The sequence below is a fragment of the Tardiphaga sp. 768_D3_N2_1 genome, from assembly GCF_052076105.1.
Classification (GTDB): domain Bacteria; phylum Pseudomonadota; class Alphaproteobacteria; order Rhizobiales; family Xanthobacteraceae; genus Tardiphaga.
In genome coordinates this window covers 4,090,249-4,111,985 of sequence record NZ_CP197245.1, presented here as the reverse complement: position 1 = coordinate 4,111,985, position 21,737 = coordinate 4,090,249, and the positions used below count along the sequence as shown (strand labels likewise).

At 61.2% G+C, this 21,737-nt stretch carries 19 protein-coding genes; 17 read left to right on the top strand and 2 right to left on the bottom strand.

Going from position 1 to position 21,737, the window contains the following annotated elements; translation table 11 throughout:
• Window positions 1-44 precede the first annotated feature (44 nt).
• Window positions 45-560, bottom strand: coding sequence for a prolyl-tRNA synthetase associated domain-containing protein (locus tag AB8A27_RS19280; protein ID WP_441243301.1), 516 nt, complete (start codon window positions 558-560; stop codon window positions 45-47).
• Between the two features lie 276 nt (window positions 561-836).
• Here AB8A27_RS19280 and AB8A27_RS19275 point away from each other — a divergent pair, with 276 nt between their 5' ends.
• The 17 genes from AB8A27_RS19275 to AB8A27_RS19195 all read left to right on the top strand — a co-directional run bounded on the left by AB8A27_RS19275 (window position 837) and on the right by AB8A27_RS19195 (window position 20,994).
• Window positions 837-2,090, top strand: coding sequence for a sarcosine oxidase subunit beta family protein (locus AB8A27_RS19275; protein WP_441243300.1), 1,254 nt, complete (start codon window positions 837-839; stop codon window positions 2,088-2,090).
• Between the two features lie 16 nt (window positions 2,091-2,106).
• Window positions 2,107-2,400 (top strand): sarcosine oxidase subunit delta, encoded by a 294-nt coding sequence (locus AB8A27_RS19270; RefSeq protein ID WP_441243299.1) that lies wholly within the window; start codon window positions 2,107-2,109, stop codon window positions 2,398-2,400.
• Entirely contained in the window at window positions 2,397-5,387 is a 2,991-nt protein-coding gene (locus AB8A27_RS19265; protein WP_441243298.1) for a sarcosine oxidase subunit alpha, read from the top strand. The genes AB8A27_RS19270 and AB8A27_RS19265 overlap by 4 nt, the downstream gene beginning before the upstream one ends.
• Complete coding sequence (locus tag AB8A27_RS19260) at window positions 5,380-5,949, top strand: sarcosine oxidase subunit gamma (protein ID WP_441243297.1); 570 nt, start codon at window positions 5,380-5,382, stop codon at window positions 5,947-5,949. The genes AB8A27_RS19265 and AB8A27_RS19260 overlap by 8 nt, the downstream gene beginning before the upstream one ends.
• 29 nt (window positions 5,950-5,978) lie before the next feature.
• A complete protein-coding gene (locus AB8A27_RS19255; protein ID WP_441243296.1) occupies window positions 5,979-7,352 on the top strand; it encodes an L-serine ammonia-lyase in 1,374 nt (457 codons plus the stop codon).
• A gap of 9 nt (window positions 7,353-7,361) precedes the next feature.
• Window positions 7,362-8,651, top strand: coding sequence for a serine hydroxymethyltransferase (gene glyA, locus AB8A27_RS19250; RefSeq protein ID WP_441243295.1), 1,290 nt, complete (start codon window positions 7,362-7,364; stop codon window positions 8,649-8,651).
• A gap of 12 nt (window positions 8,652-8,663) precedes the next feature.
• On the top strand, window positions 8,664-9,071 hold the full coding sequence (gene folB / locus AB8A27_RS19245; RefSeq protein WP_441243294.1) for a dihydroneopterin aldolase: 408 nt from the start codon (window positions 8,664-8,666) through the stop codon (window positions 9,069-9,071).
• A gap of 100 nt (window positions 9,072-9,171) precedes the next feature.
• Entirely contained in the window at window positions 9,172-10,023 is an 852-nt protein-coding gene (gene purU, locus AB8A27_RS19240) for a formyltetrahydrofolate deformylase (RefSeq protein ID WP_441243293.1), read from the top strand.
• A gap of 278 nt (window positions 10,024-10,301) precedes the next feature.
• Entirely contained in the window at window positions 10,302-11,486 is a 1,185-nt protein-coding gene (locus AB8A27_RS19235) for a branched-chain amino acid ABC transporter substrate-binding protein (RefSeq protein ID WP_441243292.1), read from the top strand.
• Between the two features lie 22 nt (window positions 11,487-11,508).
• Window positions 11,509-12,420 carry a branched-chain amino acid ABC transporter permease gene (locus AB8A27_RS19230; RefSeq protein WP_441243291.1) on the top strand — a complete coding sequence of 304 codons (912 nt, stop codon included), beginning with the start codon at window positions 11,509-11,511 and terminating at the stop codon, window positions 12,418-12,420.
• Window positions 12,417-13,583, top strand: coding sequence for a branched-chain amino acid ABC transporter permease (locus tag AB8A27_RS19225; RefSeq protein WP_441243290.1), 1,167 nt, complete (start codon window positions 12,417-12,419; stop codon window positions 13,581-13,583). The genes AB8A27_RS19230 and AB8A27_RS19225 overlap by 4 nt, the downstream gene beginning before the upstream one ends.
• Window positions 13,580-14,368: an ABC transporter ATP-binding protein gene (locus AB8A27_RS19220; RefSeq protein ID WP_441243289.1), complete on the top strand. Its 789-nt coding sequence runs from the start codon at window positions 13,580-13,582 to the stop codon at window positions 14,366-14,368. The genes AB8A27_RS19225 and AB8A27_RS19220 overlap by 4 nt, the downstream gene beginning before the upstream one ends.
• Window positions 14,365-15,084, top strand: a complete 720-nt coding sequence (locus AB8A27_RS19215) for an ABC transporter ATP-binding protein (RefSeq protein WP_441243288.1) — start codon at window positions 14,365-14,367, stop codon at window positions 15,082-15,084. The genes AB8A27_RS19220 and AB8A27_RS19215 overlap by 4 nt, the downstream gene beginning before the upstream one ends.
• Window positions 15,085-15,162: 78 nt before the next feature.
• Window positions 15,163-16,140, top strand: coding sequence for a dipeptidase (locus AB8A27_RS19210; protein ID WP_441243287.1), 978 nt, complete (start codon window positions 15,163-15,165; stop codon window positions 16,138-16,140).
• A 1-nt stretch (window position 16,141) separates the two neighbouring features.
• Window positions 16,142-16,669 (top strand): DUF5943 domain-containing protein, encoded by a 528-nt coding sequence (locus tag AB8A27_RS19205; RefSeq protein ID WP_441243286.1) that lies wholly within the window; start codon window positions 16,142-16,144, stop codon window positions 16,667-16,669.
• Between the two features lie 603 nt (window positions 16,670-17,272).
• On the top strand, window positions 17,273-18,301 hold the full coding sequence (locus tag AB8A27_RS19200; protein WP_441243285.1) for an ABC transporter substrate-binding protein: 1,029 nt from the start codon (window positions 17,273-17,275) through the stop codon (window positions 18,299-18,301).
• A complete protein-coding gene (locus tag AB8A27_RS19195; protein ID WP_441243284.1) occupies window positions 18,298-20,994 on the top strand; it encodes an ATP-binding protein in 2,697 nt (898 codons plus the stop codon). Before AB8A27_RS19200 ends, AB8A27_RS19195 begins: the two co-directional genes overlap by 4 nt.
• Here the strand turns inward: AB8A27_RS19195 and AB8A27_RS19190 are convergent.
• On the bottom strand, window positions 20,991-21,731 hold the full coding sequence (locus AB8A27_RS19190; RefSeq protein ID WP_441243283.1) for a response regulator: 741 nt from the start codon (window positions 21,729-21,731) through the stop codon (window positions 20,991-20,993). The genes AB8A27_RS19195 and AB8A27_RS19190 overlap by 4 nt on opposite strands.
• Between the last annotated feature and the right edge of the window lie 6 nt (window positions 21,732-21,737).

Sequence of the window (21,737 nt, the reverse complement as noted above, 5' to 3'; positions counted from 1 at the left end):
TCGGCAAGTGGCCAGATCAGGTTGGCCGGTGTAGCGCAGGAGGGTCAGTCGGCGGAGGGCGGCTCTTCTGGTGTCGCGAACTGCGCTTCGCGGCCGATCGCAGCAAGAAATGCGTCGAGCGCGTCGACCGACAGCGATGTCGTGCGGCTGTTGATGACGGGGTGGCAATTGATACGCTCCGCCGACCGCAGGCGCGCATCGATGACGGGAGTGACGGCCTGATTGGCATCGTTATAGAGCGCCAGAATCGACACCGATCCCGGTTCGATCCCAAGCAATTCCTTCAGGGCTTCCGCGCTTCCGAATGACAGCCCGCCCCTGGCGCCGATAGTCTTTGCCAGCGACTTCAGGTGAATGGTCGCGGCTTCGTCGGTGACGAACAGAAAGAACCGCTTCTTGCCGTCGCGGAGGAACAGGTTCTTGGTGTGAATGCCGGGAATGTCGCCGCGCAGCGCACGCGACTCTTCCACCGTATGCACGGGCGGGTGTTCGAACGTCTCCACCACGATCGATTTGTCTTTGAGGTACTGAAGAATCTCGTCGCTGCGTTCGATGCTCATTCTGCGTGTCCTTGATCGTCGGTGGCGGGACTGCGCGCGCCTGGCGCATGCCGTCCCGTCTCCATGGCAGCGATCCGTGTCGCATGGATACGCCGCGAATTCGAGACCCCAGCGAGCGAAGCCGGGTGGCTTGTCGCAAATCTACGTGTTTCGTGTCGGGACCTTGCAAACCTGCAACGTCCTGATGTCGCCCTGATCCAACATGATTGGCGGGCTGATGCTGGCCGCGAAGCGGCGGCGAGTTGTAGGCTCCGTCCAATCACAACGTGGACAGCCATGCAGAAATTTTCAGCGCTTTCATTACTACGGGCAGGGCTGACCGGTCATGCCGGCTGGCAGCGACAGTGGCGTTCGCCTGAACCGAAGCCGGGCTATGACGTCATCATCGTCGGTGGTGGTGGCCACGGGCTTGCAACAGCCTACTATCTGGCCAGCCGCTACGGCGTCAAAAACGTCGCTGTCCTCGAAAAGGGCTGGATCGGCGGCGGCAATACCGGCCGCAATACCACGATCATTCGCTCGAACTATCTGTTCGATGAAAGCGCCGGGATCTACGAACACGCCGTGAAACTGTGGGAAGGGCTCTCGCAGGAATTGAACTACAACGTCATGTATTCGCCGCGCGGCGTCTTGATGCTGGCGCACAACATTCATGATGTGCAGAGCTTCAAGCGACATGTTCATGCCAATCGCCTTAACGGTATCGACAATGAATGGCTGTCGCCTGAGGAATGCAAAGAATTCTGTCCGCCGCTGAATGTCGGTGGATCCATGCGCTATCCGATCCTCGGTGGCGCGCTGCAGCGCCGCGGCGGCACCGCGCGCCACGACGCTGTGGCTTGGGGCTATGCCCGCGCTGCCGACGCGCTCGGCGTGGACATCATCGAGAATTGCGAAGTTACCGGCATCCGCCGTGCACCCACCGGTGAGGTAGTAGGCGTCGATACGACACGCGGCAGCATAAATGCGAAGCGCATCGGCGTCGTCGCGGCCGGCAATACTAGCACGGTGATGAACATGGCTGGCGTGCGTCTGCCGTTGGAGAGCTTCCCGCTGCAGGCGTTGGTCAGCGAACCGGTTAAGCCGATCTTCCCCTGCGTGGTGATGTCGAACACGATCCACGCCTATATCTCGCAGTCGGACAAAGGCGAGATGGTGATCGGCGCGGGAACGGACGTCTACACGTCCTATACGCAGCGGGGCGGCCTGCACATCGTCAATCATACGCTGGATGCGATTTGCGAACTTGTGCCGACGTTCCGGCGCCTGCGCATGCTGCGCAACTGGGGCGGCATTGTCGATGTTACGCCGGATCGCTCGCCGATCGTGGCGAAGACGCCGGTGTCCGGCCTCTACGTCAATTGCGGCTGGGGTACCGGCGGCTTCAAGGCGACGCCGGGATCGGGCGAGGTGTTCGCCAGCACGATCGCCAAGGACGAGCCGAACAAGATCAATGCGCCGTTCACCATCGAGCGTTTCCGCGATGGCGCCGTGATCGACGAAGCGGCCGCGGCCGCCGTGGCGCATTGATAGCGGGGAAAACAAGATGCTGTTGATCAATTGCCCCTATTGCGGGCTGCGCCCGGAAGCCGAATTCGCCAATGGCGGGCAGGCGCATATCGCCCGCCCGGCCGACCCGATGAGCCTCAATGACGAGGAGTGGGCCGCCTATCTCTATATGCGCGACAACACCAAGGGCTTGCATCACGAGCGCTGGCGGCACGCCAATGGTTGCGGCCGTTTCTTCAATGCCAGCCGCGACACGACCACGGACGTCATCAAGCGCACCTATCGCATGGGCGAACGCCCCGAAGCCGAACATCAGGGTGCCAGGCCATGACGGATACGTATCGCGTGCGGCGCGGCGATGGCGTTGAAAGCCGCAACGCAGTTCATTTCACGTTTGATGGAAAGTCGTATCAGGGCCTGGCCGGCGACACGCTGGCTTCCGCGCTGATCGCCAATGGCGTGCATCTGGTCGGCCGTTCGTTCAAGTATCACCGGCCGCGCGGTTTCGTCTCCGCCGGCTCGGAAGAGCCGAATGCGCTGGTCGGTGTGGGGGCGACCCAGTCGCGCTATACGCCGAACCTGCTCGCGACCCAGGTCGAGATCTATGAAGGGTTGGTGGCCGAAAGCCAGAATCGCTGGCCGTCGCTCGAGACCGATGCCGGTTTCCTCAACGAATATTTCTCGGCTTTTCTGCCTGCGGGGTTCTACTACAAGACCTTCATGTGGCCGCGCACGGCCTGGAAGAAGCTCTATGAGCCGGTGATCCGGCGAATGGCCGGCCTCGGCAAGGCGCCGGCCGAGCCGGATGCCGATCGCTATACGCAGGTGTTTGCGCATTGCGACGTGCTGATCGTCGGTGCCGGGCCTGCGGGGCTGGCCGCGGCGCTCGAAGCCAGCAACAGCGATGCCACCGTGATACTGTGCGACGAGCAGGCGGAGATGGGCGGCTCGCTGCTGTCCGATCGTTCGGCATCGATCGACGGCATGCAGGCCGCCGACTGGGCGCGCGCGACGCTCGATGAATTACGCAAGAGCCCCAATGTGAAGCTGATGTCGCGCACGACGGCGTTTGGCTGGTATCCGCACAATTTCGTCGGTCTCAACGAGCGCGTCACCGACCACCTCAGCAATCCTGCGGTAAACCAGCCGCGTGAGCGGCTCTGGCAGGTCAGGGCCAAGGAAGTCGTGCTGGCGGCCGGCGCGATCGAGCGGCCGCTCGTTTTCACCGACAATGACCGGCCCGGCATCATGCTGGCGGGGGCGGCGCAGACCTATGTCAATCGTTACGGCGTCGTGCCGGGCAGACAGGTGGTCGTATTTACCGCCTGCGACAGCGCCTATCGCGCGGCGCTGGATCTCAAGGCAGCCGGCGGCAGGATCCAGGTGATCGTGGATCTGCGCAAGAGCGTGGCGGGCTATTGGGTCGACAAGGCGCGCGCCGAAGGCATCAAGGTGCGCTCCGACAGCATCGTGCGCGGCACATCGGGCCGGTTGCGGGTGAAGTCGGCGCAGATCTCCAATGCACAGGGCGGCGACGCCGAGACGGTGGACTGCGATCTCGTCCTGATGTCCGGCGGGTTCACCCCGTCGGTGCATCTGTTCTCGCAGAGCCGCGGTAAGCTCAGTTACAGCGAAGAGCTGCGTGCCTATGTGCCCGGCGAGTCGGTCGAGCGCGAACGTTCGGTCGGGGCGTGCAAGGGACTGTTCGCGCTCGAAAGCGTCATCGAAAGCGGCGCAAAGGGTGGCCGCGACGCTGCGGCCAAGGCCGGCTTCTCCCCGCGCGGCGAGCACAGCTATACGGTCTCCGCGCAGTCGGTGGGCGCCGATGCGTTCATCGGCTCCGTGATGTCCAATCATCAGGCTGAAAAGCGAGCCTGGGTCGATTTCCAGAACGACGTGACGGCCAAGGACGTCCGGCTCGCGACCCGTGAAGGGTTCCGGTCGATCGAGCACGTCAAGCGCTATACGACCACCGGCATGGCCACCGACCAGGGCAAGCTGTCCAACATGAACGCCCTCGGTGTCGTGTCGAAGCAGATCGATGTCGCGGTGCCGAAGGTCGGCCTGACCACGTTCCGCCCGCCTTATTCGCCGACAACCTTCGGATCCTTTGCCGGCCAATCGCGTGGAGATCTGTTCGATCCCGTGCGCAAGACCAACATTCATCCATGGGCCGAAGCCCAGGGCGCACGGTTCGAGGATGTCGGCGTCTGGAAGCGCGCCTGGTATTTCCCGAAGGCGGGCGAGGACATGCATGCTGCCGTCGCGCGCGAATGCAAGGCGACGCGCGAGTCGGTCGGGATCTTCGATGCTTCAACGCTCGGCAAGATCGAGATCGTCGGCAAGGACGCCGCCGAATTCATGAATCGCATGTACACCAATGCCTGGACCAAGCTGGAGCCCGGTCGGCTGCGCTATGGCGTGATGCTGCGCGAAGACGGCTTCATCATGGATGACGGCGTCGTCGGCCGCATGGCAATGGATCGTTTCCACGTCACGACGACGACCGGCGGCGCGGCCCGCGTGCTGTCCATGATGGAGGACTATCTCCAGACCGAATGGCCGGACCTCGAAGTGTGGCTCACCTCGACCACCGAGCAGTGGTCAGTCGTTGCCTTGCAGGGACCGAATGCGCGCAAGGTGCTGGAGCCGCTGGTCGAGGGCATCGATCTGTCGGCCGATGCCATGCCGCATATGAGCGTCCGCGAAGGACGTATCTGCGGCGTGCCGACGCGGCTGTTCCGCGTGTCGTTCACTGGCGAACTGGGCTTCGAGGTCAACGTCCCCGCCGGCTATGGCCGGGCCATCTGGGAAGCGATTTTCGCGGCGGGCAAACCCTACGGGATCACGCCCTACGGTACCGAGACCATGCATGTGCTGCGCGCCGAGAAAGGCTACATTATTGTCGGTCAGGAAACCGACGGCACGGTGACGCCCGATGACGCCGGCCTCGGCTGGGCTGTCGGCAAGGCAAAGCGGGATTTCGTCGGCAAGCGCTCGCTGTCGCGGCCGGCGCTGGTCAGGGAAGACCGCAAGCAATTGGTCGGGTTGCTGACGACGGATCCCAAGGTGGTTCTCGAAGAGGGCGCCCAGATCGTGCTCGATCCGACCCATCCGATTCCGGTGCCGATGATCGGTCATGTGACCTCATCTTACTGGAGCGCGACGCTGAACCGTTCCATCGCGCTGGCACTCGTTCGCAGCGGTCGCTCGCGGATGGGTGAGGAGCTCTCGATCCCGATGCCCGACGGCGTGATCAAGGCGAAAGTCGTCGACTCGATATTGTTCGATCCGAAGGGAGAACGTTTGAATGCTTAGTCCCACGGTCATGCGTTCGAACGTGTTGTCCCCGATGCTGTCGTCCGGCACGACTGCTGCATCCGCCACGACGCTCTCGATTCTTCCCGATGCAGCGAAGCTGGTATTTCGCGGCAAGACTGCGGCGATCGAGGCAGCTGGGGCGTATTTTGGCGTCAACCCGAGCCTTGACGCCTGCCGCTTCGCGGCGGTCGGCGGCCGGTCGGTCTATTGGCTGGGGCCGGACGAATGGCTGTTTCAGGCGGTGAACGAGGATCCGCTCAAGGTCTTTGGCGGGATGTCGGCAGCGCTGCAGGCGCAGGCATGCTCGCTGGTGGACGTCAGCCATCGCTCGGACGGCATCGCAGTTGCGGGGGTGACGGCGGCGCTAGTGCTGAACCATGGCTGCCCGCTGGATCTGTCCCTCAAGGCGTTCCCGGTCGGAATGTGTACGCGCACGGTGCTGGGGAAGGCATCAGTTTTGTTGTCACGTTCTGAAGAGTACGTGTTCCATGTGGATGTATGGCGGTCGTTTGCGCCCTATGTTTGGCAGTTCCTCGACGAAGCGCGAAGCCTGTCCTAGCAGCCCGGCTGCGCCCTGGAGACCGCGCGATGATTGGAACGTTCGATCTCTTCAAGATAGGCATTGGGCCGTCGTCATCGCATACGATGGGACCAATGAAGGCCGCGGCGCTGTTTGCCAGCCAGCTTGCGGAGCGCGGTCTGTTGAAGGATCTCGCCCGTGTGAAGGTCGAGCTGTTCGGCTCGCTGGCCTGGACCGGTCGCGGCCATGGCACCGACAAGGCGGTCGTTCTCGGGCTTGCCGGCAAGTTTCCGGAAACGATCGATCCGGAAGAGGCGGAGACGCTGGTCGATGGTGCCCGCACGGCAGGCATGCTGCGGATCGCCGAACGGCGCAATGTCCCGTTCGATTTCGCCAATGACGTCGTTTTCGACGGTGTGACCGATCCGCCAAACCATCCGAACACGCTGGCGCTTTCCGCCTTCGATGTGGCCGGTCATGTCCTTCACGGCGAGCGCTGGTGCTCCGTCGGCGGCGGCTTTGTCGTTCCGGAAGCACAGGTCGGCGTCGTCGGGATCGTCGAGGACGTCCCTGTCCCGCATCCTTTCAGGTCGGGCAAGCAGTTGCTCGAGATCGGTGCAAAAACCGGTCTGTCGATTGCGCGGATCGTCATGGCCAACGAGATGTCGTCGCTCCCGGCGGAGGAGATCGAGCAGCGGCTCGATCGCATCATTCAGGTGATGATGGATTGCATCGATCGCGGCATGACCAAAGAAGGGCAGCTGCCGGGCGGGCTGAACGTCAAGCGCCGCGCGCCCTCGCTGCATCGACGTCTGGTCGCCGCCGCAAGTTCGAACAGCCGCGCCCAGCATGAGGTGATGGACTGGGTCAGCCTGTATGCGATCGCGGTCAACGAGGAGAACGCGGCAGGCAGCAAGGTCGTGACGGCGCCGACGAATGGCGCGGCCGGCATCATTCCCGCCACACTTCGCTATTTCCGCGACCATTGCCGCGAGGCGTCGCCTGAAAACATGCGCGTGTTCCTGCTGACGGCCGCCGCGATCGGCGCGCTGTTCAAGATGAATGCATCGATTTCCGGCGCGGAAGTCGGCTGCCAGGGCGAGGTCGGATCGGCCTGCTCGATGGCGGCCGCGGGGCTTGCGGCCGTGCTCGGCGGCACCAATGAGCAGATCGAGAACGCCGCCGAGATCGGCATGGAGCATCACCTCGGCATGACCTGCGATCCGATCGGTGGGCTAGTGCAGGTGCCATGCATCGAGCGCAACGCCTTCGGCGCCGTGAAGGCGATCAATGCGGCGTCGCTCGCATTGCAGGGCGACGGCACCCATGTGGTGCCGCTCGACAAGGTGATCGCGACGATGCGCGAGACCGGACGCGACATGCAATCGAAATACAAGGAGACCTCGCTGGGAGGTCTCGCTGTCAATCTGGCAGAGTGTTGAGGGAAGACCATGACCCAAGCTGAACTCGAGGCATTCTTCACGACCGATCTCGCCCAAGCGGACCCGACCATCTCATCGTCGCTTGCGGGAGAACTCGGCAGGCAGCGTGACGAGATCGAACTGATCGCATCCGAGAACATCGTCTCGCGTGCAGTGCTGCAGGCGCAGGGCTCCGTGCTGACCAACAAATATGCCGAAGGCTATCCGGGCCGGCGTTATTACGGTGGCTGCCACTTCGCCGACGAGGTCGAGGAAGTGGCGATCCAGCGTGCCAAGACGCTGTTCGGCTGCAGCTATGCCAATGTGCAGCCGAATTCCGGCAGCCAGGCCAACCAGGCTGTGTTCATGGCGCTGATGAAACCCGGCGACACGTTCATGGGCCTCGATCTTGCGGCAGGCGGTCATCTTACCCATGGCGCCAAGCCGAACATGTCAGGCAAGTGGTTCAATGTCGTCAGCTACGGCGTTCGCCGCGACGATTGCACCATCGACATGGAGCAGCTCGAGAAGTTGACTGTGGAGCACAAGCCGAAGGTGATCGTGGCCGGCGGTTCTGCCTATTCGCAGTTCTGGGATTTTGCCGCTTTCCGCCGCATCGCGGACGCGGTCGGTGCCTACCTGTTCGTCGACATGGCGCATTTCGCTGGCCTCGTGGCCGGCGGCGCCCATCCGTCGCCGTTCCCACATGCGCATGTCGTGACCTCGACCACCCACAAGACGCTGCGGGGTCCACGCGGCGGCTTGATCCTGACCAATGACGAGGACATCGCCAAGAAGATCAATTCGGCGATCTTCCCGGGCTTGCAGGGCGGGCCGCTGATGCATGTCATCGCCGCCAAGGCGGTGTCGTTCGGCGAGGCCCTGCAGCCCTCGTTCCGTCAATATGCGGCCGATGTCGTTGCCAATGCACGCGCGTTGGCAGGCACTCTCTCAAGAGCCGGCTATCCGATCGTCACCGGTGGCACCGACAATCACCTGATGCTGATCGATGTCCGGCCGAAGAACCTGAACGGCAAGCTCGCTGAAGCGGCGCTCGGGCGGGCGAACATCACCTGCAACAAGAACGGTATCCCGTTCGATCCGGAGAAGCCGACCATCACCTCGGGCATCCGGCTCGGCTCGCCGGCCGCGACGTCGCGCGGCTTTGGCATCGGTGAATTCGAAGAAGTCGGCAAGCTCATTGCCACCGTCCTGGATGCGAATTCCAGGGCGCCGGACCAGGGAGCGCCGGAGGTCGAGGCTAGGGCACGTGGCCGCGTTGCCGAGCTGGTTGCGTCGTTCCCGATCTATCGGTCCTGATCAGGCAGCTTGATGGAGCGTTTCGGAGAGGGGTGGGCCGAGGGGATATTCATCCAAGGGCTGAATGTTCACGCGCGCCACGGCTTGCTGGATCACGAGGCGCAACTGGGGCAGCGCTTCGTGATCGATATCGATCTGCAGGTCGACCTTTCTGACGCAGCCAGTTCGGACGACATCGGACAGACGATCGACTATGCGTCGGTTGTCGCCGCCGCGACTGAGGCATTTCTGACGTCGCGCCATGTGCTGTTGGAGCGAGCCGCTGCAGCCGTTGCCGACGGCATTCTCGATGTCCATGCGCGTGCCAGCGTCGTGCGCGTTACCGTCCATAAGCCGCAGGCGCCAATCACGGCGATCTTCGAAGACGTCGGGATCAGGTTAACGCGATACCGTGCCGACGGGCATCGTCGGACCGCGTGATGCAGGCATCCGCGGATTCCGCTGCCGGCATCCACACCAACATGTTTTACCTCATAGCGATCGCAGCCACGCGATCGATTCCACCACCGAGACAAGCAAAATGACGAAGAAGAACTGGATCCTGACCTTCTATTGCCAGGATCGCCCGCGCATCGTGTCGACCGTCACGACGGTGATTTCCGATGTCGATAGCAACATCCTGGAAAGCGCGCAGTTCTGGGACAGGACGACCAACCGCTTGTTCATGCGCATTGCTTTCGAGACGCCGGATTCGATCAGCCGGAAGACTCTGGAATCGGTGCTCAACCCTGTGCTGTCTCGATTCGAGATGAACGCGGTTCTGGTCGGTGCCGAGTCGCGTCCCCGGGTGATCATCATGGTCTCCAAGTCGGACCATTGTCTCGAGCAGCTGCTGTATCAGGTCAAAGTCGGCTGGCTGAAAGCCGAGGTGGTGGCGATTGTGTCGAACCATCGCGACTGCGAACCGATCGCTGCGAAAGCGGGGATCCCGTACTATCACTGGCCCGTCAGCAATGAGACCAAGCCAGAGCAAGAGCGGCAACTCTACGAACTGTATTTGAAGGAAAGCGCCGATCTCGTCGTCCTTGCGCGTTACATGCAGATCCTGTCGGACGACCTGTCGAGCAAGCTCTATGGTCACGTCATCAACATTCACCATTCCTTTCTGCCGAGCTTCAAGGGCGCGCGGCCCTATCACCAGGCTCACGACAGGGGCGTCAAGATTATCGGCGCCACCGCGCACTACGCGACGCCGGATCTCGACGAGGGCCCGATCATCGAACAGGAGACCGAACGGGTGACGCATGCGTCGTCCGCCGACGATCTCGTCGCAGTCGGGCGTGACATCGAGTCGCGCGTTCTGGCGCGCGCGGTGCGGCTTCATCTCGAGCGTCGTGTCCTTTTGAATGGACGCAAGACGGTGGTGTTCTAGCGCTCGCGATGCGACGACGAATGGCACTGCGAGTGCTCGTTTGAAAAGCATGGACAGGCCAAGATTTAATCTTCGCGATGAATTTTGCAGCGCAGCGGAAATCATTGTGTTTGCTACGCGAAATCGTCTGGACTAGCGATCGGCGCGCCAATCAAGAACAGGCAGTCGATATTCGGTAGATATGACGCAATTCTACAAGCAACAGCGCGCGTGCATCCTATCTGCCGTATCCGCGGACCACTAGCGTCGCAGGCTGGATCAACCTGGGAGGATCAGCGATGGGGACGATTACCAAGCGTGGTTTGGCCGCATTGGCCGTTGCGAGCGTGTTGCCACTGGCCTTTGGCAGCTTCAGCGCGGCCTTTGCCAAGGACAAGGTGAAGATCGCTTTCGTCGGTCCGCTGACCGGCGCTATTTCGCCTCACGGGATTGGCGGACGCAACTCGGCCGAGTTGGCCGTGAAGCTGATGAATGCCGAACCCAAGACCAAATATGAATACGAACTCGTCGTGCTTGACGACGAATGCAAACCCAACGTTGGCGTGCAGGTCGTCACGAAGATCGCGTCCGACCGTTCGATCATCGCGGCGATCCCGCATTACTGTTCAGCCACCGCGATTGCTACCGTCGATATCTTCAATCGCTTCAAGCTTCCGATGGTCGTCTGGGCCGCGGTGCTGCCGGAAATTACCTACGCCAAAAAGTACCCCGAAGTGCACCGCGTCAGCGGCATCTTGATCGGCCAGAACCGCATCGGCGCGCAGTTCATGAAATCGCGCGGCTACAAGAAATTCGTGTCGTTCGCCGACTCCACCGACTATGGCAAGTCGATGAACAAGTACTTCACCCAGTTCACACTCGAGAACGGCAATGAGATTCTGGGCAGCTTTTCGGTCCCGCCGGATCAGCAGGATCTGTCGGCCGAGCTGACCAAAATCAAGGAGCTCAATCCGGAGGTCATCTATTTCGGCGGCCTGACGCCGCTCGGTGCACGCCTCCGCACACAGATGGCCAAGTTTGGAATCAACGCGCAGTTCGAGGGCAACTCCGGCATCATGGGCGACGCCTTCGTCAATGCGGCTGGTCCGGAGCTCGCCGAAGGCACGCTGACCTTCTTCGACAGTCCGCCGATGTCCAAGATGCCGGGCGGCAAGATGTTTTCGGATGCCTACAAGGCGGCCGGCTATTCCGAACCGCCGGAAGCTTACGGACCGTTCGCCTATGTCGCCACCCGTCTGATCATGGAGACCATCGAGAAGGTCGGGCCGGATCGCGCCAAAGTCACCGCCGATCTTGGCGATGTGAAGGATCGTCCGTCCATCGTAGGTCCGGTCACTTTCGACGACCATGGCCAGAACATCACGCCGCTGACCACGAGCTATGTCGTGCAGGACGGCAAGTGGGTGGTATGGGAAGAAAGCGAATACGCGTCCGGCAAGCGCAAGCTCAAGAACCTGCCGTAAACACGGATCGTCGGGACATCCCATGGGTATGATCGGTCAACACCTGCTGAACGGCTTGATGCAAGGAACGATCTATGGCCTTGTCGCCATGGGGTTCACCATCTTCTTCGGCGTCATGAACGTGATCAAGTTCTCGCACGGGGACGTGCTTACGCTCGGCGCCTTCGGAGGCCTCGTCGCCGTCTGGGCGGCGAACGCGCTGGGACTGTCGGTGCCGCTGCAGTTCATTATCGCGCTGTGCGTGGCAATGGCACTGACCGCGGTGGTCGGCGCGGGCATTTCGCATTTTCTCATCATGCCTCTGCGGAACGCGCCGCCGCTGAACATGCTGCTGATGACGATGATGGTCGGCACCGCGATCCGTGAAGCCATCCGGCTGTTCTTTCCGAACGGCACCAATCCGCAGCGCTTTCCGGAGCTGCTGCCGGCCGGTGGCTTCCATATCGGTCCGTCATTCTTCCGCACCGACGCCATCATCCTAATCATTGCCGGTGCCGCCTCGATCGGCGCCGTCTACTGGATCATCAATCACTCCAAATTCGGCCTCGCGATGCGCGCGGTCGCGGAAGACACCGAAACGGCACGTGTGATGGGGATCAATTTCGGTCGCATCATCCCGCTGACCTTTGCATTGGGCTCTATCACCGCGGGCTTCGCGGGCATGATCTATGCGCTGTATTACAGCGAGATCAATTACAGCATGGGCCTGCTGCTGGCGGTGATCGGCTTCACGGCTGCGATCGTCGGCGGTCTCGGCAATATCTGGGGCGCGATTATCGGCGGTTATCTGTTCGCGGGCCTGCAGACCTTCGTCGTCGCCGCGATACCATCGATGAGCGACTACAAGAACGTGTTTGCTTTCGTGCTTATCATCGTCCTCATCACCTGGCGGCCGACCGGGCTTCTCGCCGAACGCGGGAGCGAGCGGGTATGACGCCGACATATCGGAAGCTTGCACGGGTGCCGGTGTGGCCGCTGTTCGTCGCCGTGGCCTTCGCCGCAGTGGCACTCACGGCGCTGGTCCTGATCGAAAACCAGAAACTGCTTGGCGCCGCACTGGCGATCACCGCTGCACTCTGCTTCTGCGCCGCCCGGTTCGGGGGCATCGCCGCGACGGAAGTTGCGGCTTCGGAAAACCCTTGGTTGCTGCGCGGCCTGATCACGGTCGCGTCGCTCGCCGTCATCTTCGTGCTGCGCGACGATAATTTCGGCCTGCTGATGCTGGCAACGGTGCTGATCTACGCCGCCATCTGCCTCGGTCTCACCGTGCAGATGGGCTATGCCGGCCTGACCAACTTTGCAGCTGCAGCTTTCGCTGGCACCGGTGGTTATACGGCGGCGATGCTGGGACAGCAGAGCGGTCTGCCCGATGCGCTGGTTCTAGTCTGCGGCGGCCTAGTCGCGGTCTTTATCGGCTCGCTACTCATCCTGCCGGTGCTGCGCACCCGAGGACACTATGGCGCGCTGACGACCATGGCGTTCGGCGTGATGTTCAACGTCTTTCTCGATGCCAATGACTTTTTCGGTGGTCCGCAGGGTCTAAAGCTTCCCGGCATTAATCTGTTTGGCTGGGACTTCACCAATGACATCCACATTTTCGGCCTCGTGCTGTCATCTTATGCGAATTACGTCATCCTGACCGGTATTCTGACGGCGCTGGCGATGGTCTTTGTCGGACTGCTGGACCGCTCATGGGTTGGCGTCTGGTTCGATGTGGTGCGCCTCGACGAGACCGCGGCATCTGTTTTCGGACTGAAGATCGCTTACTGGAAAGTGCTGGCATTCACGCTCGGTAACTTTCTGGCCGGCCTGATGGGGGCGGTCTATGCGAAAATGACGGGCTTCATCGCGCCCGCGAATTTCACATTCGGCGACTCGCTGGTGATGGTGTCCATCGTGATCCTCGGCGGCATTGGTAATCGCTGGGGCGTGCTGCCGGCGGCGCTGATCGTCGTCCTGCTGCCCGAAAAGCTTCAGTTCATCCAGGAATACCGGCTGATCTTCTATGCCGTCCTGGTCATCGCGATCCTGACCATGCGCCCGGACGGTCTGGTGGCGCGCCGGGTCCGAAAACTGCATACGGAGGCAAGCGCATGACGAGCTTGTCCAACGATGTGCTGCTCGAAAGCCGCGGCCTGACGGTCCGGTTCGGCGGCCTGTTCGCGCTCAATGAGTTGAATATCGAAGTTCGCAATGGCGAAGTGCTCGGACTGATCGGGCCGAACGGCTCGGGCAAAACCACGTTCCTCAATGTGATCAGCGGCGTCTATTCCGCAAGCGCGGGCAACATCCTGCTGGATGGCATCGACATCACCCGCGAGAAGGCGCACAACATCTCGTCCTATGGCCTGTCGCGTACGTTCCAGCGATCACGCCTGTGCCTGTCACTGTCCGTGTTCGACAATATTGCGCTGGGTGCGCAACGGACGCTGAACAATGGCCTCTGGCACAATATCGTGCAGCGGACATCATTCGCCGCGGATGTGCGGAGGATTGCAGATGAAGCCCGCGAATTGCTGCATGTCTTCAATCCCGCGCTGCCGGACAGGCTGTTCGATCCGGCGATATCGCTCGGCATGATCGATCGTCGCAGGGTCGAGATCTGCCGCGCCTTGATCGGCAAGCCAAAGCTCGTGTTGCTCGATGAGCCGTCCGCCGGCATGACGCATGACGAGACGGATCAAGTGGTGGATGAAATTCTCGGCATCCGTAAATCGCTTGGCGGCCTCACGATCATCATTGTCGAGCACGAAATGGGGCTGATCGAACGTGTCACCGATCGCTGCGTCGTGCTGAACTACGGCAAGAAGATCTGCGAAGGCAAATTCCGTGACATCGCGGCCGACCCTGTGGTCCGCGAAGCCTATTTGGGGCAAGCATGAGCGGGCATCTCATAGTCGAGAACATCTTCACCGCCTACGACCGGGCCGACGTGCTGTCCGGCATTTCGATCGATGTCCAGCCGGGCAAGATCACCTGTATTCTCGGCTCCAATGGCGCCGGAAAATCGACGCTGATCCGCTCGATTCTGCGACTGACGCCGCCGCGCGCCGGCTCCATCGCGTTCGAAGGCAAGACGCTCGATCAGATGGCCACGCATGAGATCGTAAGTCTCGGGATTGCGTGCATTCCCGAAGGGCGCCGGATCTTCGCGAAGATGACGGTCGAAGAGAATCTTCGGGTCGGCGCCTATCTCGTCAATGCGGAGAAGACGGTCAAAGCGCGGCTGAGCAAGGTGTATGAGGTGTTTCCGCGCCTGAAAGAGCGCGCCAAGCAGCTTGCCGGCACCATGTCCGGCGGCGAGCAGGCGATGGTGTCGATCGGGCGCGGCATGATGACAGATCCAAAGCTTTTGATCATCGACGAGCCGTCGCTTGGCCTGTCTCCGCTGTTCGTGCAGGAGAACTTCAACATCGTGCGCCGGCTCAACGAAACTGGCGTGACGGTTCTCCTGGTCGAGCAGAACGTCAACCAGACCCTCGCGATCGCCCATTACGGCTATGTGCTGTCGCAAGGCAAAATCATCGTCCAGGGTGACTCCGAGATGCTGGCAAGGAACGAGGAAGTCCAAAGCGCCTACTTCGGTGGGGCGCACTAATCAGAAAGAACGTCGCGCCAGCTGATATGGCTGCCGCATCACAACGAAAAGTCAGGCTATCATCTGAAAGGAAACGTCATGTCCTCCACCATCCATGAAAACGCAATCGTCGTCGATGGATTGATCATCTCGGACTTCGGGCGTCCGGTCTTCGAGGACATGCGCAAGGGCGGGCTGACCGCTGCGAACTGCACCTGTTGCGTCTGGGAGGGTTTCGAAGCCACCATGCGCAACGTGGTGAAGTGGAAGCGCTGGTTCGCCGAGAACAGCGACATCCTCAAGCAGGTCTACACCACCGCTGACATCCTCAAGGCCAAGGAAGAAGGCAAGACCGGCATCATCCTGGGCTGGCAGAACGTCACCGGTATCGAAGACCAGATCGGCTATCTCGGTCTGTTCAAGGAGCTCGGCGTCGGCATCATTCAGATGGCCTATAACACGCAGAACCTGGTTGGCACCGGCTGTTACGAGTCGAAGGACGGTGGCTTGTCTGACTTCGGTCGCGAGGTCGTTGCCGAGATGAACCGCCTTGGCATCCTCTGCGACCTGTCGCATGTCGGATCGAAGACCAGCGAAGACGTCATCCTCGCCTCCAAGCAGCCGGTTGCCTATTCGCACTGCCTGCCGGCCGGCATGAAGGAGCACCCGCGCAACAAGTCCGACGAGCAGCTGCGCTTCATCGTCGATCGCGGCGGCTTTGTCGGCGTCACCATGTTCCCGCCTTTCCTGAAGCGCGGTCCGGCATCGACGGTGGACGATTATGTCGAAGCGATCGAATATGTCATCGATATCTGCGGCGAGAACAGCGTCGGCATTGGCACGGACTTCACCCAGGGCTATGGCCAGGAATTCTTCGACTGGATCACCCATGACAAAGGCTATGGCCGCCGTCTCACAAATTTCGGTGACGTCATCAATCCCGAAGGTATCAAGACCATCGGCGAGTGGCCGAACCTCACCGCCGCCATGGAAAAGCGCGGCTGGAAAGCATCGCGCATCGAGGCCGTCATTGGCAAGAACTGGGTCGATCTCCTGAAGACCGTCTGGGGGGCCTGAGATGGGGAAGCCGCAGGTTGACATCAATGTCGATGACCAGACCGGGCGCTGGTCGGTCGATGCGACCAATATGATTCTGGTGCCGCAGCATTTTTATATGAACAATCACTTCGCCATCGAGGCGGCAGTGGGTGCTGAGGAACTGGAGCGCATTCTGCGGCCGGCCGGTCATCGCTCGGCCTATTACTGGTGCGAGAAGGAAGCCGAATTCCACGGCATGTCTGGCGTCGATGTGTTCCGTCACTATATGCGCCGCATCACGCAGCGCGGATGGGGACAGTTCGACGTGCTCGACGTATCTCCGGATGAGGGGACAGCGACGGTACGTCTGGGCAATTCGGCGATGGTCGATGACGAGCGTCGCAATAGCGGCCGCAAGGTGTGCTACATGTTCGCATCCTGGCTCGAAGGCTCACTCGAATATGTCGCCGCAAGTGCTGGTCGCAAACTGAACCTTCGCGCGCAGGAAGTCTATTGCGAAGCAGAAGGCAAGCACGATCATTGCCTGTTCAAGATCGAGCCCGCATAATTTACGCAAGCGAGATCCGTCGGCAAGGGTCCTAGGACGCGGATACACTGGCTGTGGCAACCGGAGCGGCCGAGCGTTAACAGAGCAGAGTCGCTATGAACGAAGACAAGATCGTCGGGATCACGACGGTCCGGCCTTAGCTGGAGACGCCGACCCCGTCACCGCGACATTGCAGAAATCCTCGACGGCGTCGGCGATGCTGCGTCGATAGTCCCATCGTGCGTCTGATCGCTGCGACCAGTCTTTGTATAGCCCAAACGAACGCTGTTGATACAGTCGCATTCGATATTTCGTCCCAATCGCTCAATGCAGCCCTCGGTCGCCATAGCGATGCGACCGATCGCAAGGCGCTGTACGTCGCCGCCCGACGGGAGGTCGAACTCGGCGAGGCGCACCCTGCGACTGGGGGGGGGCTGAGGATAAAGTCCTTTTATTGCACTAGCACGCAGGGGGGGCACCCCTGCCAAGAGCTCGGCGGCGAGCGAACCCGACCTCCTTTGATCATTCTCGCTCTGACCGTCCATTTCGGATATTTGATAAAAGCGAGTAGTGGGATGTCCGCCCCGCGGTACAACGTCTCGCTGTTGTGCTGGGAAATTCCTCATGGGAAAGACTATGGCGCTCGATCGACGAAGTATTCTGGCGTTCGCTGCGATCCTGGCCCTGCCGCGCCTGGCTGTCGCGCAGGTGGCGCCCGAGCGGCGGCGCGTCTCATTCCTGCTGAGTACCGCATATAATGAGCCTATGACCGTTGCGCGGCTGGCAGCGATGAAGGCCCGACTTGGCGAGCTTGGATGGGTCGATGGGCGTGTGATCGAGTATGAAGCGCTGTCGTGTCTGAACGATCCGGTCCAACGAAAGGCGATGGCCAAGCAGATTGTGGCGGGGACGCCGGATCTCATCGTCACGGGTGGTGTGCTCGATGCGCAGGCCATTTTGAGCGAGACCCAGACCATTCCGCTCGTCTTCTCGACGGCCGCGGATCCGGTCAGCAGCGGATTTGTGCAGAGCCTGGTGCGCCCGGGGGGAAATGCCACGGGCTTCACGACCAGCCATCCATCGATGGGCAGCAAATGGCTGGAGATCCTTTTGGAGCTTGCACCTCGCGTCAAGCGCGTCGGTGTGATCTTCAATCCGCTCTCCGCGCCGCGTAATGGCGACTACTATCTCGATCCGTTGAGGGAGATGGCGTCATCTTTCGGCGTTGACATCATCCCGCTTCCGATTTCGGATTCGGACAACATATCTGCACAGATTGCCCGGCTCGGGGGGGCGCCTGCCGGCGGACTTGTCGTGACGCCGGATGCGTTCACTGTCCTCAACCGCAAGGCGATCGTATCCGCTGTAGCGGAAAACGCGGTCCCGGCAGTCTATTCCTATCATTTCTTCATGACCGAAGGTGGCCTCGTCTCCTACGGGTTCAAGTATGAATCGGCGGCGTCGGAGCGCTCGGAGCTGGTGGAGGCTATGGTCGAATATATCGACCTGATCTTGCGCGGCGCCAAGCCCGCGGAGCTGCCGGTGCGATCGCCGCGCACCTATCAGCTGATCATCAATCTCAAGACCGCGAAGTCACTGAACCTGACAGTGCCGCCGGTGTTGCTGGCCCGCGCGGACAAGATCATCGAATGAGTGCGATCGGCGCCGATCGCGATGCACGACCGCCGGTCCGCGGCGGTTTGTTCCGCAAGTATCTCGTCTCCTTTCTGGTGGTCGTTTCGGCGGCGCTGATCGCCAACAATGTGATCGATGCGATATTCTCCTATCGCGAGCAGCAACGTCTGCTGATCGCTGTGCAGCGCGAGCAGGCCGGTGCCGCGGCGGACAAGATCGATCAGTTCCTCAAGGAGATCGAGCGGCAGCTCGTCTGGTTGTCCCAGCTCTCGCTGCAGCTGCTTCCGCCGGAGGAAATGCGCATCACCGGCATCCGCCTGCTGCGCCTGACACCGGCAATCTCCGAAATCGCCCAGCTCGATCCGCAAGGTCGCGAGCAATTGCGCGTGTCGCGCTATGTGCGTGACATGGTCCGCAGCAATACGGATCTTTCGCGGTCCCCCGCATTCGTCGATGCGAAAGCGCGCGGCATCTATTATGGGCCAATCTTCTTCTTCCGCGAGACCGAGCCCTATATCACGGTTTCCGTGCGCGGCGCGGATGGCGGCGTGATCATCGCCGATGTCAATCTGCGCTTCATGTGGGATCTCGTCTCGCAGATCAAGGTCGGCAATGAGGGGAATGCCTTCGTCGTCGATACGAGGGGGCGTCTGATTGCCCATCCCGATCTCCGTCTCGTGCTTAAGAACACCGATCTGTCGGGGCTTCCACAGGTTGCGTCCGCGCTCGCGGGAAGCGCAGGCAGCGATGCGGATTCCGTCGTTACCGATCTGGCGGGGAAACGCGTTCTTTCAGTTCACACATCCATCGCGCCGATCGGCTGGAAGGTGTTCGTTGAGCTGCCAACTCACGAAGCCTATGCGTCGCTTTATGCGTCGATGTTCAATTCGGCCCTGCTGCTGCTTGTCTCACTGTTCTGTGCGTTTCTCGCGGCGCTGTTGCTCAGCCGCCGTATGGCTGATCCCATCCGCGCGCTGACGGAAGGCGCGGAACGTATCGGAGGTGGCGATCTCGATCAGAGACTCGTCATTCGGACGGGGGATGAGCTACAGACTTTGGGCGAGCAGTTCAACCGGATGGCAGAGCGCTTGCGGGAGTCATATCTGACCCTCGAAGGACGGGTGGTGGCGCGGACGACCGAGCTCGCCCAGGCGCGCGATCAAGCGATCGAGGAACGGGCAGAAGCGCATCATGCGCGACAGGCGGCCGAACTGGCCAATGAAACCAAGTCGCGCTTCCTCGCGGTCGTCAGTCATGAACTGCGGACCCCACTCAACGGCGTGATGGGCGTGCTGCAACTGCTCGATAACAGCCGCCTGGACGAGCGTCAGATCCGGTTGCTTACGGCCGCCAAGGTCTCGGGCGATACATTGCTCGCACTGATCGAATCGATTCTCGACTACGCCCGCCTCGAAGCGGGTGCCGACAAGCTCGAATTTCGCAATTTTCGCCTGGATCAGCTGATCGAAGCAGACCTGGATCTGTTGAGGCAGGAGGCGGAGGCGAAGGGATTGACGCTGGGCCTGTCGATGCGCGGCGATGTGGCCGCAGATGTCGCCGGCGACCCGATCAAGCTCAATCGGCTGGTGCTCAATTTACTCGGCAATGCCGTCAAATTCACCGCGCGGGGTGGCATCCAGGTCGATCTCGCATTCGATACGCCGGATGCTCCCGGCATGCTCCATTTGTCCGTCACGGATACGGGTATCGGAATCGCGCCGGACATTCAGGAGCGCATCTTCGAAGACTTCGTGCAGGCCGACAGCGATATCGAGCGTCGGTTCGGCGGTACGGGGCTTGGTCTCGCCATTTCCCGTCGGCTGGCGCGGCTGATGGCCGGTGATCTCTCGGTCCGCAGTGAACTCGGCAAGGGAAGCACATTTACCCTGTCCATTCCCCTCGATCGGGCGCAACCGTTGCCGGCTGTTGTCGAGGCAAGACCTCCGGTAACGAAGCTGTCCGTGCTGCTCGTCGATGACGATCCGGTCAATCGCGAAGTGGGGTATGCCCTCCTGGTTCGTCTCGGTCACGAGCCTGTCGTGGCATCGAGTGGCGCTATGGCCCTGGAGCTTATTCGCTCGGACGCCTTCGACGTCGTACTCATGGATGTGCATATGCCGGAGATGGATGGCATTGCCACGGCCAGGCTGATCCGGAAACTGCAGCTCGATCGATCGCCACGAATAATCGCACTGACAGCCGACTTATCAGATCGTACACAAGGGCGGCTCACTGCCAATGGCATCCACACGCGCGTCAGCAAGCCGATCACGCTACAAGCGCTGCAATCAGCCTTGCAGGTGGGTGTCGACGATCAGCGGGTCATTCCAATTGGTGCGCCCGAGCTCGCTGCTGGCGGTTCTCTCATCGATGACGACTTCTTTAACGATCAGGAAGAATTGTTAGGGGTGCCCCGGTTGCGTGGTCTGCGCACCATCTTCCTTGACACCTGCCTGCCATTGACGCGGAGCATGGTGGAAGCGGCCAAGATGGGCGATCGGCATCAAATGCAACGCCTGGCGCATCGGATCGGCAGTGCGGCCAGTGCGCTCGGTCTGGAACGCCTGTTCTTCCAATGCAATGGGATCGAGGCCGATGGGGCGCGATTGCCGACAGATGCGCTTCAAGTTGCTGCCGTGCGGTTGGAGGCAACCTGCCGCGAATCCATCGCTGCGCTTAACGAACGGTTGCGAGAGCCCGAACGAGCCTAGCGCTTTGATTCGGTCGTGAGTTTGTAACCTATCCCCGTCACGGTCGTGATCAGGGGCTGGTTGCTGCCGCTGGCGAGTTTGCGTCGGAGCCTGGCAACGAGGGCGTCAACGGTCCGTATATCGACATCGGTCTGCCGATTGCTGACGACTTCGATCAGATACTCCCGGCTGAGCGGCCTGCCGTCGGCACCGACCAACGCTGCGAGCAGATCGAATTCGGCGCGCGTGAGATGCACCAACTCGCCGCCGAGCGTGGCCAGTTCGCGTCGCACGAGATCGATGATCCAGCGCCCGAATACAATCGTGGTGCCGGCGATCGCAGCATCACGCTCGATCGCGCGTCGTCTGAGGACTGAGCGCGCGCGCGCGAGCAGATCGCGCAGGTTAATCGGCTTTGTGACGTAGTGATCGCCAGCCACCTCGAGGCCAAGGATCCGATCAACTTCGGTATCGCGGCGTGTGACGAATATGATGCCAGCCTGGCTCACGCTCTGGATTTCTCTCGCGAGTTCGAACCCGTCGCCGTCCGGAAGCTGAACGTCGATGAAAACGAGCTCAGCGCCATTCTTTCTGATCTTCTGACGGCACTCAGCGCAATTTGCCGCTTCGGCGACGTCAAAGTTGTGATCGGTGAAGTAGCCGGCCAGCATGGCCCGCGTCACGGGGTCGTCCTCGACGATCAAGAGCCGGTCGCGGCGCTGCGAGTCTCGGTTAAATGAAGTGGCCGGCGCCGACATCTTGTG